General features: G+C 49.6%; 11 protein-coding genes and 1 pseudogene. 7 read left to right on the top strand and 5 right to left on the bottom strand.

Annotation, left to right across the window (positions count from 1 at the left end; translation table 11 throughout):
- Nucleotides 1-63 precede the first annotated feature (63 nt).
- On the top strand, nt 64-1038 hold the full coding sequence (eutB, locus tag ACW9JV_RS00605; RefSeq protein ID WP_457330308.1) for a hydroxyectoine utilization dehydratase EutB: 975 nt from the start codon (nt 64-66) through the stop codon (nt 1036-1038).
- A 50-nt stretch (nt 1039-1088) separates the two neighbouring features.
- Here the strand turns inward: eutB and ACW9JV_RS00600 are convergent, their stop codons facing one another.
- The 3 genes and pseudogenes from ACW9JV_RS00600 to ACW9JV_RS00590 form a co-directional block, all read right to left on the bottom strand.
- Nucleotides 1089-1529: an OsmC family protein gene (locus tag ACW9JV_RS00600; RefSeq protein ID WP_457330306.1), complete on the bottom strand. Its 441-nt coding sequence runs from the start codon at nt 1527-1529 to the stop codon at nt 1089-1091.
- A 14-nt stretch (nt 1530-1543) separates the two neighbouring features.
- Nucleotides 1544-2635 carry an NAD(P)/FAD-dependent oxidoreductase gene (locus ACW9JV_RS00595; protein WP_457330304.1) on the bottom strand — a complete coding sequence of 364 codons (1092 nt, stop codon included), beginning with the start codon at nt 2633-2635 and terminating at the stop codon, nt 1544-1546.
- 304 nt (nt 2636-2939) lie between these two features.
- A pseudogene (locus ACW9JV_RS00590) lies at nt 2940-3518 on the bottom strand (peptide-methionine (S)-S-oxide reductase); the annotation flags it as partial.
- A 227-nt stretch (nt 3519-3745) separates the two neighbouring features.
- On the opposite strand from ACW9JV_RS00590, the gene ACW9JV_RS00585 reads away from it, so the two are divergent.
- The 6 genes from ACW9JV_RS00585 (at nt 3746) to ACW9JV_RS00560 (ending at nt 12271) form a co-directional block, all read left to right on the top strand.
- The gene (locus ACW9JV_RS00585; protein WP_457330302.1) at nt 3746-4552 is read left to right on the top strand and encodes a metal-binding protein ZinT; all 807 of its coding nucleotides are present in this window, start codon (nt 3746-3748) and stop codon (nt 4550-4552) included.
- 250 nt (nt 4553-4802) lie between these two features.
- Complete coding sequence (gene licT, locus ACW9JV_RS00580; protein WP_457330300.1) at nt 4803-5654, top strand: BglG family transcription antiterminator LicT; 852 nt, start codon at nt 4803-4805, stop codon at nt 5652-5654.
- A gap of 138 nt (nt 5655-5792) precedes the next feature.
- The gene (locus ACW9JV_RS00575; protein WP_457330298.1) at nt 5793-7667 is read left to right on the top strand and encodes a beta-glucoside-specific PTS transporter subunit IIABC; all 1875 of its coding nucleotides are present in this window, start codon (nt 5793-5795) and stop codon (nt 7665-7667) included.
- A gap of 77 nt (nt 7668-7744) precedes the next feature.
- Complete coding sequence (locus ACW9JV_RS00570) at nt 7745-9214, top strand: glycoside hydrolase family 1 protein (protein ID WP_457330295.1); 1470 nt, start codon at nt 7745-7747, stop codon at nt 9212-9214.
- 764 nt (nt 9215-9978) lie between these two features.
- The gene (locus ACW9JV_RS00565) at nt 9979-10419 is read left to right on the top strand and encodes an Hsp20/alpha crystallin family protein (protein ID WP_457330293.1); all 441 of its coding nucleotides are present in this window, start codon (nt 9979-9981) and stop codon (nt 10417-10419) included.
- Nucleotides 10420-10765: 346 nt separating this feature from the next.
- On the top strand, nt 10766-12271 hold the full coding sequence (locus ACW9JV_RS00560; protein ID WP_457330291.1) for a BCCT family transporter: 1506 nt from the start codon (nt 10766-10768) through the stop codon (nt 12269-12271).
- A gap of 223 nt (nt 12272-12494) precedes the next feature.
- On the opposite strand, the gene ACW9JV_RS00555 is transcribed toward ACW9JV_RS00560, so the two are convergent.
- Together ACW9JV_RS00555 and ACW9JV_RS00550 are read right to left on the bottom strand one after the other, a co-directional pair.
- Nucleotides 12495-13406: a pseudouridine-5'-phosphate glycosidase gene (locus ACW9JV_RS00555; RefSeq protein WP_457330289.1), complete on the bottom strand. Its 912-nt coding sequence runs from the start codon at nt 13404-13406 to the stop codon at nt 12495-12497.
- Nucleotides 13403-14521 (bottom strand): carbohydrate kinase, encoded by a 1119-nt coding sequence (locus tag ACW9JV_RS00550; protein WP_457330287.1) that lies wholly within the window; start codon nt 14519-14521, stop codon nt 13403-13405. Before ACW9JV_RS00550 ends, ACW9JV_RS00555 begins: the two co-directional genes overlap by 4 nt.
- Nucleotides 14522-14538 lie beyond the last annotated feature (17 nt).

Raw genomic sequence — 14538 nt, 5'->3', positions numbered from 1 at the left:
TCATCACTTTATTCTGAAAGGAGAGCGGTTGATAACCAAAAATATGTAGAAGGAGTGGATGGAATGGAACTCATGACCCTGCGTGATGTATGGATGGCTAAAAAGCGGATTCGTCAGGCTCTTCCGCCCACCCCGCTGATCCCTTCCCCTGTTCTTTCTGAAAAAACAGGAGTGCCTGTCTATCTGAAACTGGAACAGATGCAGCCAACCGGAGCCTTTAAGCTGCGCGGCGCCTTTCATATGGTTTCTTCCCTTCCGCCGGAGGACAAAAAACGCGGCGTTATTACGTTTTCCACGGGAAACCATGGGTTCGCGACGGCCTATGCTGCTGCACAAACCGGTATTGAGGCAGTGGTATGCGTGTCCAGACAAGTGCCGGAAGCCAAAATCCGCGCCCTCCAGGCAAGCGGGGCTGAGCTGCACATTGAAGGAGAAAGCCAGGATGAAGCTGCGGAGGTATGCGCACGGCTCCAGCAGGAAAAAGGATATATACTCATTCCGCCGTTTGATCATCCGGCCATCATTGCCGGCCAGGGAACGATCGGCCTGGAAATTCTGGAGGAACTGCCGGAAGTACAGACGGTCACAGCCGGACTGTCCGGCGGCGGACTTCTTTCCGGCATCGGGCTTGCCCTGAAAGAAACAGACCCTTCCATTCAGATCACCGGATTATCCGTCAAACAGGGAGCAGCCATGGATGACAGCATCCGCGCCGGCAGACCGGTGGAAGCTCCGGAACATCCGACGTATGCCGACAGTCTGCTTGGAGGTATCGGCTCAGCCAATCGATACACGATGCCGCTTATCACCCGGTACATCGATGAACGGCTCCGCCTTTCGGAAGAATCCATCGCCCGCGGCATGGCCTTTTTGTATGAAACCCACCGGTTTGTCGTGGAAGGAGCAGCAGCTGTCGGTGTCAGTGCGCTTCTGGACGGTTCCGTCAAACCGAAAGGACCGGCCGTTGCAGTCATAACCGGAAATAACATCGGCGTCCAGGAACACCACCAAGCCGTATCCCCCTACCTGCACAGCTGACTATTCCATAATAAAAGGCGGCCCGTAAACGGGACCGCCCGGTTTCATTATTATGCTTTCTCCCAGCTGGTATTCAATTCCACCCCGGCCGCATGGAGTGTGGTAAAGACCGGGCAGCGTTCATCGGTAAGGCGCTGCAGTTCCTGAACCCGTTCTTCTGATTCGCTCGTTTTTACTTTAGCATGGATCGTTACCGTCTGAAAATACGGGCGGACACCTTCAACGCCCTGCATGCCTCGGGGGTCAATATCTCCGGAAATATCGAAGGTTATGCCCTGCAGATCAAAATCCAGCTCTTTGGCTGCAAAGTTGGCAACGACATTTTCACAGCCGGCCAGCGAGCCAAGCAGCGTGGTCAGAGGATCCGGCGCAGAGTCATTCCCTCCAAGGCTCGCCGGTTCATCGATTTCAACGCGGTGACTGCCGGACTCCGCCACGGTTCTCATGTTTTCGGACTCTCCCGTAATGTGAAAGTTCATGCGTTCCGCCATCATTCATTCCTCCTTTAGGAATTAAACTGTTTCATCTGCTGCTTGTCTATCCGCTTTTTTTCCTTCCAGGCACGTTTACTGATGGAAGACTTACTGCCACGCCGGTACAAGCCGGTTTTTTGGCCAAGATTCCATACCATCGTTGACTTTTTCCCGGATTTGAACGTTTTCAGCTTCTTTTTTTCGTGAAGCTTCCGCCAAAGGTTTTCTTCCAGCACCTCCGCTTCCTGAAAGACGCTCCTGCTTTCACGGGAAATATCCGATTCCTCCTGCAGTACTACGCCGCTGCCGGTGCCGAATATTTCCGGCGCTCCTTCTGCCTGAAGAGTGGAAGAAACGAACAGATACCCATTATCGTCCACCGGAAGATCCGCATACTCAAAAAGAAGCGGCGGTTCGAAACCATCGAGCCAGAGAACCTGGCCGTAAGGAAGCAATTCACTGCCGGCATAAATGAGATCCCGGTCGATGCGCTCCACCGGCACATTTTCATAAACGAGCAGTCCCCGTTCATCAAGAAGATCTCTAATATCTTCCCGGACTTCCTTATTCTCTTCCGGAAGAACCGGACCGCTCGTGATCAATGTGACCGGCGTTTTCTTCCGGTTCTGCCTCCGCCAGGCCTGCAGGGACAAGGCAAGCTCCACTCCGGCTGCTCCTCCTCCGACAACAACGGGATGTTCCGTGTGCTGCATGCTTGCGGTTGACGTCAGGATTTCTTCATGCGGCGTCAAAAACAGGGCATGGTCACGTACCCCGGGTATGGAACCGGCTTCCTGCCGCCGTCCCATATTCACCGACAATAAGTCATAGGGCATGGATTTTCCATTTTCCGTTAACACTGTTTGTCTGTCTTTGTCGACCGCGGTCACTTTTTCTTCGAGAAAACGCCCGCCGTTCTTCCGGCAGAACTCTCTGAGATCGATACGGATCTCTTCCAGGTTATACCTGCCTTCCATATACGGCCCGGCCATATCGGCAAAATATTTGTACCGTGAGGGAGAAATCAGCGTCCATTCCGTATCTTTCGGTGCACGCTTTTTCCAGTTTGTCAAAACGGACAGATTGGCATATCCCGCTCCCACAAACAAAACGTGGTTACTCACTATGTCTTCCTCCTTTTTTCTTGTAAAACTCACAGGGAAGAATCCCAGCCCTGCAAATGTAAGTATCTACTGTCCTCCCTTCCTCTTTTGGGCAGAAGGCAAACATATCCTATCTGCGTTTCTTTTGTCGTCGAATAAAGGATATTTCATGCAACATAGAACAAAAACGTGTGAATCAGGGAATAAAACAATACTGAATATGAAGAAACTTGACCTTGCGGAATTGAAGAAAGCTTTCAGGACAACATAATCTTTGTACAAAAAAGAACCTTTCGGGCTGTGCCGCTCGAAAGGTTCAAAATGGTTACCAGCGTATGTCATCCAGCACCTGAAAGACCCGTTTTTCTTCTTCTGTGCTCCACCCCCAGGTGCGGATGTCCTCTTTCAGTTCCTTCATGGAAGAACGGCCCCTTACAAAACCGTTGAGTCTTGCCGTCACAGCTGCGTCGCGGAATGAAGCTTCATCGGGATATAGCCGGGAAAGTGTTTCTACCGCTTTTTTATACCGGCGCAGAAAATATTTCTGATGATAATCTTCAGCAATATAAAACGTATCCCCTGCCACTATTTCTGTCTGGATTGGTGTCCCCAGTTCCTTTTCTTTCGCTGCTTTTGAAGCGAATGCTTTCTCCTTCTGCTCCTTGTTCTCATATATCAACAGCGACATATACTGTCGGGCCCGGAACAGGCTTTTCTGTGTAGGATTATGGCTGTTCCAGAATATATCAAGCAATTCCTCGTAGCTTAGTATTTCCGGGTCAAATGTAACTTGAAGGGACTCTGTATGATCCCCCATCTTCCGGTAGGTTGGATCAGGTTTTGTGCCGCCCGTATAGCCGGTGCGTGTCCGATATACACCTTGGAGCTGCCCAAACTGGGCATCTGGTCCCCAGAATCAGCCGAGCCCGAATACTGCGGTTTCCATAATGGTTTCCCCCTTGAGTTTTATTATTCTTTCAGTTTATATGACTGCCCCGTCCAATGCAAAAACGATCCAACAGACAGTGAACAAGGGAACATTCTAAAAAAATTCTTTCTTGAAATTTCGTCAGGGTATCGATACAATATAAATCGTAACAATTACGATTTGAGAAAAGGAGGAGCTATGCGATGAACACATTACTTAAGAAAGCCTTGTTTGTCTTAGCCTTCAGCTTCATTTTGGCAGGATGCGGCCAAGAGTCCGATTCAAACACGGAGTCAGAAAACGGTTCGGAATCAACGGAAGCTTCCGGAACACAGGAGGAAACATCTGAAAGCGAGTCTTCAGATTCTTCTGAATCATCTGAATCTGAAGAAGGATCCCATGACCACAGTCACGGTGAGGAGGATGGTCATGATCATGACCACGATCACGACCACAGCATGAGTGAGGAAGAGCAGCAGATTTATAATGGTTATTTTGAGGACAGTCAAGTGGAAGACCGCCCCCTGTCCGACTGGGAAGGAGACTGGCAGTCGGTTTATCCTTACCTGCAGGACGGCACCCTTGACGAAGTGTTCTCACATAAAGCAGAAGAAGAAGGAGAAAAGACGGCTGAAGGCTATAAAGAATATTACACAAAAGGGTATCAAACAGACGTAAACCGCATCGTCATTGAGGGGCAGACCGTTACATTCCATGAAAACGGAGAAGAAACGTCCTCGGATTACGCGTATGACGGCTACGAAATCTTAACATATGAAGCAGGTAACAGAGGCGTCCGTTATATTTTTGAAAAAGAAGGCGACGCCGGAGAAGCCCCTGCCTACATTCAGTTCAGTGACCACAGCATCGCCCCGAATGATGCGAACCACTATCATCTGTACTGGGGAGATGACCGCGAAGCATTACTGGAAGAAGTCACGAACTGGCCTACGTACTATCCGTCGGATTTAAGCGGAGAGGAAATCGTCCATGAAATGAAAGCCCATTAAATATCGGAACCCTTACGAATGAATGTCCTTGCTTACTGGCAAAGGTTTTGTAAAACCTTTGCCTCATTTTCCGTTGACAGGACAAATGGCTTATGATTAAATAATAAATAACCGCTTACAAAAGTAATGATGACTTAGGATTGTAACTGTCCAGCAGGCAAAACCTAAATTTTTTCATACATCCCACGGGGCTGGTATGAAAAGATTTAGGTTTTTTCTTTGCCCAAAGAAAGATAAAAGGACGATCGATATGAAAATTAAGAAAGTGTTTAACAACAACGTCATATTGACCGAGAATGCCGAAGGACAGGAAATGGTCGTCATGGGACGAGGACTTGCCTTTCAGCAGCGGCCCGGCGATACGGTCGAGACGGCCAAGGTGGAAAAAACGTTCATTCTGGAAAACCATGCCGTTTCGGAAAAGCTGGCGGAACTGCTGAAAGAAATTCCGGAAAAATACCTGGTGATTTCAGAACGGATCATTTCCATGGCCAAACAGGAACTGGGCGTAAAGCTCGACGATTACCTGTACGTCGCTTTAACGGACCATCTCGGTTTTGCCCTGCAGCGGCACAAGCAGGGACTCCGCCTGCAGAACGCCCTGTCCTGGGAAATCAAAAAGTATTACCGCCCTGAGTTTGACGTTGCATTGAAAGCGCTTGACATCATCAAGGAAGAAACAGGGATGGAGCTTGAAGAAGATGAAGCGGCATCAATCACCCTTCACCTTGTGAACAGCCAGATGTCGGGAGAAAAGCTGGAATCCATCGTGCAGGTCGTCAATATCGTCAATGATTTACTGAGCATCGTCAAATACCACTTCGGAATGGAACTGGATGAAAGCTCCCTGAACTATGAACGATTTGTCACCCACCTCCGCTTTTTCGCCTGGCGGCTGATCCGTAACGAACGAACCAGTTATGAAACCGAAGATGATTTTCTTTTCAGGCAGGTGAAACAGCAGTACCAAGAGGCTTATGAATGCACCAGCAAAATGGCGGCTTACGTGGAAAAAGCCTATCAATGGACGGTCTCCAAAGATGAAATGGTCTATCTTACCGTTCATGTGCATCGGGTGACATCCCGTGCGAAAATGGAATAATAGAGATCATCAGGATTGTAACTGATCAAGCAGGCAAAACCTGAGTTGAACTCCATGCAGAAGGCACACGTGTCGGTTTTCTGCTTGGACTCAGCTCAGGTTTTTTTATTTTTACATAGAACGAAAGGGGAGATTCTCATGAAAAAAGATTATGAATCGCTGGCCGGCTCTATTATTGAACATGTCGGCGGCGAAGAGAACGTGCAGTCTGTTGTTCACTGCGCGACCCGGCTTCGTTTCCGGCTGAAAGACCGGGAGCAGGCGGATAAACAGGCAGTTGACGACCTCGAAGGTGTCATTCAGGTCGTGGAAAGCGGAGGCCAGTTCCAGGTCGTGATCGGCAATGAAGTATCCGATGTATACAAAGCCATCACGAAAACAACCAGACTGGGAGAAGAAAGCGGCGGGAATGATGACAGCGGAGAGAAAGGAAATCTGTTTAATCGCGCCATCGATATTATCGCCGGTATTTTCACGCCGATCCTCGGTGCGCTTGCCGGTGCCGGTATCTTCAAGGGACTGCTTGCCGTACTGGAGTCTACCGGTCTGCTTGCCACCGACAGCGGCACGTACCAAATCCTGAATGCAGCGTCGGACAGTCTGTTTTACTTCCTTCCATTTCTGCTTGCTGTCACAGCAGCACGGAAATTTGAAGGAGATCCCTATGTGGCGATGGTTATTGCAGGTGCATTATTCTATCCCGACCTGATTACGTTCGGTGAGGAACAAGGCACGATGTCGTTTCTCGGTATTCCAGTCATCATGGCGGATTATTCCACCTCGGTCATTCCGATCCTTCTATCCGTATACATTATGTCAAAATTTCAGGGTGTACTTAACAACTGGCTGCATTCCAGCATCCGGATGTTTTTCACCCCGCTGATTCTCCTTCTTGTCATGGTGCCGTTAACCCTGGCTGCGTTTGGCCCGGTCGGAACGGTTATCAGCGGCTGGCTTGCCGACGGCTATACATTCGTGTTTGATCTCAGTCCTGTTATTGCCGGAATCATTATGGGTGTTTTCTGGCAGGTTCTTGTTATATTCGGGCTGCACTGGGGATTTGTACCGATCGGCATCAACAACATCTCTGTGTACGGTGAAGACACCTTTTCTGCCATTATTGCGCCAGCCGTATTTGCCCAGGCCGGAGCGGCTCTCGGGGTATGGCTTAAAACAAGACAGACCGGCGTAAAAGCGATCGCCGGACCAGCTGCCATTTCCGGCTTGTTCGGCATCACGGAGCCTGCGATTTACGGGATCAATCTGCGGTATAAGCGTCCTTTTGTACTCGGTGCTGCTGCAGGCGGGGCCGGCGGGGCCATTGTCGGTCTTTCCGGCGCAACCGCCCTTGCTGTCGGACTTCCCGGCCTGACAACACTTCCGATTTATTTTGGCGAAGGATTCGCCCTGTTCTGCGTGGCGATTGCCGTTTCGTTCTTCCTTGCTGCCTTTTTGACCTTTTTCTTTGGGTACAGCGACGCCCGGGACGGGGAAGCAGAAGGCGGAGAAACAAACCAGGCGGAGAAAGAATCAGCTTCCGCATCGGTTGTTAAAGAATCACAGCATACGATCCTCAGCCCGCTGGAAGGAGCTGTTATCCCGCTTGGAGAAGTGAATGACGCCGCGTTTTCCACGGAAGCCCTCGGCAAAGGGGTAGCGGTCATTCCGACAAACGGGAAGCTCTACGCACCGGCGGAGGGCACCATCAGCACTGCCTTCCCGACAAAACATGCCTACGGACTTACAACAGACGCCGGAGTCGACATACTCATGCACATCGGACTCGATACCGTACAATTGGATGGGAAGTATTTTACATCTCATGTGGAACAGGATCAGAATGTAAAGAAAGGGCAGCTGCTGGCGGAGTTTGATATTCAGGGAATTACGGATGCAGGCTTTGAAATTGCCACTCCGGTTATCGTCACCAACACAGGTGATTACCTGGATGTACTCGGCGATAACGACGGCAATGTCTTTACAGACGATCCCATCATCTCCATTGTGCAGTAAAAGAACACCTTAGTGCCTGCAGCCGTCCTCTCGGCTGCGCGCGTTCCCATTTATTATGAAGAAGGAGTGATACATTTATGACATTTCAACCACAGTTTCCGCAGGGCTTTTTATGGGGAGGAGCGACATCCGCGAACCAGGTAGAAGGCGCCTATAACCTTGGCGGAAAAGGATTATCGACAGCTGATGTCGTGGAATTTGTAGAACCGGAAGACCGTACAAGCATGAAAATTCCATTTCCGAGCCTCGATGAGATCCGGCACATTCTCGAAACCGAAAACGACCGTGTTTTTCCGAAACGGTTCGGGATCGATTTTTACCACAACTACAAGGAAGACATTGCGCTGATGAAAGAACTCGGTTTTAAAACGTTCCGCATTTCCATCGGCTGGGCCCGAATTTTTCCGACCGGTGTGGAATCCGAGCCGAATGAAGAAGGCCTCGCCTTTTATGACAACGTCTTTGATGAAATGCAGAAGCACGGGATTGAACCGCTTGTAACATTATCCCATTATGAAATTCCGCTTTATCTTTCCCGCGAATACGGTGGTTTTTACAGCCGGGAGGTTGTCGATTATTTCGTCCATTACGCCAGAACAGTCTTTCAGCGTTATAAAGATAAAGTGAAATACTGGATTACTTTTAACGAAATCAATTCCCTTTTAATGGCCCCCTATATCGGTACAGGCCTGGTGCAGGATTTTGTTCCGGACGGGCGGCTGCTTGAGGCGAAGTATCAGGCAGCACACCATCAGCTCGTAGCGAATGCCAAAGCGATTGAAGCCTGCCACCGTATCATTCCGGACGCAAGCATCGGCTGCATGGTGATCGGCATGATCAATTATCCAAACAGCCCGCACCCGGAAGACGCTGCAGCCGCACACACGGATATGCAGAAGACATTCTTTTTCACCGATGTATTCACCCGCGGCGGCTATCCGTTCTACATGAAACGGTTTTTTGCCGAACACGATATCCATATTAAGATGGAACTCGGGGATGAAAGGCTTCTTCGTGAAAACACCGTCGACTTCATTCCGTTCAGCTACTACATGTCAGGAGTCTCCGCCCGTCCGGAACAAGGCGGGGAAAAAGCCGGCGGCAACCTGATATCCGGGCTCAAGAACCCGTATCTCGAAGCTTCGGACTGGGGCTGGCAGATTGACCCGGTCGGTCTGCGTACCCTTTTAAATATGTTTTATGAAAGGTATGAGACTCCGCTTTTCATCGTGGAAAATGGACTCGGTGCCTTCGATAAAGTGGAAGAAGACGGCAGCGTTCACGACCCGTACCGTATTGATTATCTGCGCAGTCACATTGAACAGATGAAAGAAGCAGTCGGCGACGGTGTAGATCTGTGGGGCTACACGACGTGGGGTCCGATTGACCTTGTCAGCTTCTCCACCTCTGAAATGTCGAAGCGTTATGGCTTTATCTATGTCGACCAGGACGATTACGGCAATGGCAGCCTGAAACGTTCCAGAAAAGACAGTTTCTCCTGGTACCAGAAAGTCATCAAAACAAACGGAGAAGACTTGTCTTCCTGATATTTATTCTTGAAGAGTCTGGGACAAAAGAATGCAGGTCCGTTTATGATCCGAACGATGGAATGGAGTGCTGTGCTTCAAGCATTCTGTTCCGTCCTTCGGATTTTTTTGTCTATCTGCGGTGCTGCCGGGATGAAGTGCGCGTCGTCCTGCTAACCTGCTGTTCGAACGGCAGCGGATGAAGAGCTGACAAAAAGGCCTTACCAGCCAAACATCCGGGGTTACCGGCTGAATCCGGCCATTTACATGCCAAATATACGGATTTACAAGCCAACGCTGTCAAAAAAAAAGACCCTGTATCAACAGTTCGTTCCATGCTGAGGCATCCACTGCAGGCGGACGTTTGCCGCGGAGAGCGCCGGCTAAAAACGGTCACGTCCTGTGATTGTATTTTACATATGATGAAGCACTTGCCTGTTCTTGAAAACCCTATGACTCTTTCACAGATGCTTAGTGGCTCCATTCCATCCTCTTGAAACCACTTTGGCTGAATTTTAAAACCGCAGTGTCCTTAGGACGACGTTATGCGGACACTATTCCTTTATTTCACGGTGCTGATCGGTCCATAAAAGGATTTTTTGAACAAAACGCGCCCGACCAAACTTTCGGACAATTAGGAGCGTTTTGTGACAGCTTCTTTTTTGTTTCACGTGAAACATTTTTGGTGTGTTTTCATATTTTATAAAAAATGATGTTTAAATACCCTTTCTACTTGGTATAACACAAATGAAAACAACACATCATTTCTTTTGGAGGTGCTTATGATGGCTGATCTATTTCCGAAACGCAACCGTGATTTTTTCAGCTGGCTGCCTGGACTGTTTGACAAAGACACCACCACCGATTTGTTTGAACGCCCATTCGGCCTGCAGTATCCGAAAGTTGATGTGAAGGATGAAGGAGACCATTATCTGGTGGAAGCGGAACTTCCCGGCTTTTCCAAAGAAGATGTGAGCGTGGAATACAAAAACGGCTATATCACACTCGAAGGCAGAAAAGAAGAATCGTCGGAAACAAACGACGAAAATCAGAACTATATCCGCAAAGAACGATCCTACGGTTCCTTTCAGCGCAGCTTTTATGTAGGTGATGTGAACGAAGAAGAGATTAACGGACAGTTCCATGACGGCCTGCTTACGCTGCATGTCCCAAAAACAAAAGATTCTCTGGATGATAAGTCCGGTTACAAAATTGGCCTGAACTAGAAGCCGCCTCCTCCCGGCTTCTTTTTTTACGTTTCCATCCTCTATTTTCCTCAGACTAAAATCACATATGAAAGCAAACCACTCCTTATCCATTCAATTCATAAAGAAAAAATTTAATTTTTTTAAACCATTTAATATCCCCTCATGAGCGTTTTTGAAGGAATGTTCCCCGTTTCCCGGGGGTCGAAAGGTGTTGAAAATTATCAGTGTTATTATTATGATATAAACTATTGAATGCGCAGCAGGGATCTATAGGTCAGGGCATCCATTTTTTGAAAAAGATTCAAAAAGCAATATTAGAAATACTATGTAAAGTTAATTTGAAGCAGAAGTAAGAGGTGAAAATGTGAAAAATGTAACGTTAGTATTCTGGATTTCGATAGCCATCTGTGCTGTCCTTGTTATATGGGGGGCATCATCACCGGATCAGCTCGAATCCGTGACAAACACTCTCACATCAAGTTTTTCGACTGGTTTCGGATGGTATTACTTAATTATTGTCGTCGCTATGCTCGGATTTTGTGTATACTTAATTTTCTCTCCCTACGGACGGATTAAACTGGGAGATCAAGACACACAGCCTGAATTTAAACTGCCAACCTGGTTTGCGATGCTGTTCAGTGCCGGAATGGGGATGGGGATGGTATTCTGGACGACCGCGGAACCCATTTCCCATGCCTTTGTCAATGCTCCGGAATCAGAAGTCGGATCGGAACAGGCCATCCGCGAATCTCTGCAGTATTCTTTCTTTCATTGGGGCATTCATGCGTGGGCCGTTTACGCCGTTGTAGCTTTAACCCTGGCCTATTTCAAGTTCCATAGAGGGTATCCCGGTCTTATCAGCGCGACCCTGATCCCGGTTTTCGGAGAAAAAAGCATGCGCGGCATTGCCGGCAAGCTGATTGATGCGCTGGCTGTATTTGCCACCGTTCTCGGAGTAGCTTCCACCCTTGGCTTTGGAACAGCCCAGATTAACGAAGGGCTCGCCTTCCTGTTTAATACGCCGAATACATTTACCGTTCAGGTGATTGTACTTGTGGTTGCCACTGTGCTGTTCATCATCTCGGCGTGGTCCGGCATCAGCAAAGGAATCAAGCATTTAAGTAACATTAACATGTGGCTGGGCTTCCTCCTGCTCATTGCCCTCTTTATTGTAGGACCGACGCTGTACATTCTGGACATGTTTACTGGTACATTGGGGAACTACCTTTCGGATTTCTTTAACATGAGTTTCCGCAGTGCTCCTCTTGATGACGGCACGAGGGGCTGGATTGATGCCTGGACGATTTTCTACTGGGCCTGGTGGATTTCCTGGTCACCGTTTGTCGGGATCTTTATTGCCCGTATTTCCAAAGGGCGTTCCATCAAGGAATTCATGCTCGGCGTTCTGTTCGTGCCGTCCCTTGTCTGCTTTATTTTCTTCACGGTGTTCGGCGTTTCCGCGCTGAACCTGGAACAGAACGGCATTGCTGAAATTTCACAGTATCCGATGGAAACAGCCACCTTTGCTGTGCTTCAGGAGTATCCTCTCGGATTTCTTATGTCTCTTGTCACCATCGTTGTCATTGCCGTGTTCTTTATCACGTCCGCGGACTCCGCGACATTTGTGCTCGGCATGCTGTCGACAAACGGTTCCATTGACCCTGCCGGTCTCGTGAAAATTACATGGGGTGTGGCACTGTCTCTTGTAGCGGCTGTGGTCATGTACTTCGGTGGAACTCAGGGACTGCAGAATACCTTGATTATTGCCGCCCTGCCATTTTCAGTCGTCGTCCTGTTAATGGGTGCGTCGTTTTTCAAAACCGTCCGGGACGAACGAAGGCAGCAGAAAAAAGCAGCAAAAGCGGCATAACACAAAGCGGGGCTGTATCAAAAGATACAGCCCCTTTCCTGTGATAAAGAAAGTTTAACCGAGGCAGAAGCGGAAGGTGGCGACGCCTGCGGGAAGAGCAGCAGCCGAAGATCCCATCAAACGGCGGTTTTACCGTTTGATGTAGCTGAGGCGCTGCCCGCGGCAAGCGTCCACCTGTAGCGGATGCCTCAGCAATTAACGGACTTTTGATACGGCTCCTTTTTTACCTTTTATTTAATTCGGCCGCAATGGCTGCACCCACAGCGGCGTTGTGTTTGACCAATGCAATGTTGGCTTCCAGGCTCTGTCCCCCTGTGGTTTCCTGTATTTTCTGCAGCAGAAACGGTGTGACATCTTTGCCGGTGATGCCGCGTTCTTCCGCCTCCCGCACCGCTTCCTCTATTACATTGGAGATGGTTTCTTCTTTCATGGCATAGTCTTCGGGTATCGGATTTGCAATGACCGCTCCTCCTTCCAGTCCCATCTCCCATTTGGCCTGCAGTGTGGAAGCGGCAGCGGCCGCATCATCAATCCTGTAATGAACGGGAAATTCACTGGAACGTGTGAAGAACGCCGGAAGCTGGTCTGTCTGATACCCCATGACCGGCACTCCTTTGGTTTCCAGATATTCCATCGTTAAGCCAAGATCAAGGATGGATTTCGCCCCGGAACAGATGACGGCCACATTGGTGCGGGCCAACTCCTCCAGATCGGCGGAAATATCCATGGAATGCTCGGCGCCCCGGTGGACACCGCCGATCCCTCCTGTGACAAATACGGGGATATCCGCCATTGCCGCGCAGATCATCGTCGCCGCCACGGTGGTCGCTCCGTGCTTTTTCGAGGCGGCCAGATACGGAAGATCTTTTCTGGAAGCTTTCGCAACATCTTCCGACCGCGCGAGCATGTCCAGTTCTTCCTCACTCAGGCCGATTTTTATCTGCCCGTCGAGCACCGCAATGGTCGCGGGCACCACGCCGCCGTACCTGATAATCTGTTCGACTTCCCGGGCTGTCTGAACATTCTGCGGGTAGGGCATTCCGTGCGAAATAATCGTGGACTCAAGCGCTGCAACCGGCTTTCCTGCTTCCTGAGCACTGCGTACTTCCTCTGACAAGGTAATAAACTGATTCATTTTCTCTCCTCCATCCTTCTTTTCAATTCATCCGCTGTCATCATCTCTCCAGCGGCTGTTTCGGTAGTCAGAACTGCGGCAGCGTTCATCATTCCGGCCTGTCCGGCTGCCTGTACACCCCATCCTTCCAGCCACGCGTAGAACAGAGCGGCAGAGAACGCATCTCCCGCTCCGGTAACATCGACTATGCCTTCCACCGGTTCCGCCGGAATATGAAAAATACCGGACGCCCTGCTCCCGAGCACTGCTCCGCTGCTTCCGCCGGTAATCACGACATTGGCCGCCCCCCGCTCTATCCAGGCAGTCACAGCAGCCTCACAATCTTGTTCGTCTTCAATCTTCATGCCAAGAGCCGCTTCTGATTCATCCCTGTTGGTTACGAGCCACGTCACACCTTCCAGTTGCTGCGGCAGCCGCTGCATCTTCGGAGCAGAGACTGCAGTGAGCATCAACGGAACCTGATATTCTTCCGCTTTTTTACAAATCAGTTCCAGTGTGTCTGCAGGACAGTTCAGGTCCGCTGCTATCCCTCCGGCTTGCTGGAAAAGACGTTCATGTTTGTTTATATACTCCGGTGTGATGGACTCATAAATATCCATATCCGCAAAGGCAAGCATCATGGCACCTTCCTGATTCAGGACCCCCGTATAGGAACCAGTTGTCTTTTCCGGGAGCACGGCAGCGAAGCCCAGATTCATGTAGGATTCCGAGGCCTCTTTGACAGCCGACCAGTCGGCATCCATGCCTGTCGTCGTCAGAAGAATGGTCTCCTTTTCCAGACGGCCGAGATTTTCCGCCAGGTTACGGGCCACACCTCCGGCACTCTCTGTCGAAGTTACGGGATTGGAAGTTCCCCACTGCATCTCTTCTTTCACATAAAACTTCCGGTCTATGTTTGCCGCGCCAATACACACGACCGGTCGCGTTTCGTTGATGACATACGCCTTTCCCAGAATATAGTTTTTACGCACCAGACCGGATATGATATTGGCAACAGCCGGACGCGATAAACCGACAGCTTCCGCCAGTTCCTGCTGGGATATATAAGGATCCTGCTTAATACGCGTAAAAACCTCGTGTTCTTTTTCCGTCAACGACTCCCTGTTGTGATACATGGTTACCCGCCACCTCT

The sequence above is a fragment of the Salibacterium sp. K-3 genome (assembly GCF_054052005.1).
The sequence above is the reverse complement of the archived record's forward strand: the minus strand, read 5'-3'. Positions and strand labels throughout refer to the sequence as shown.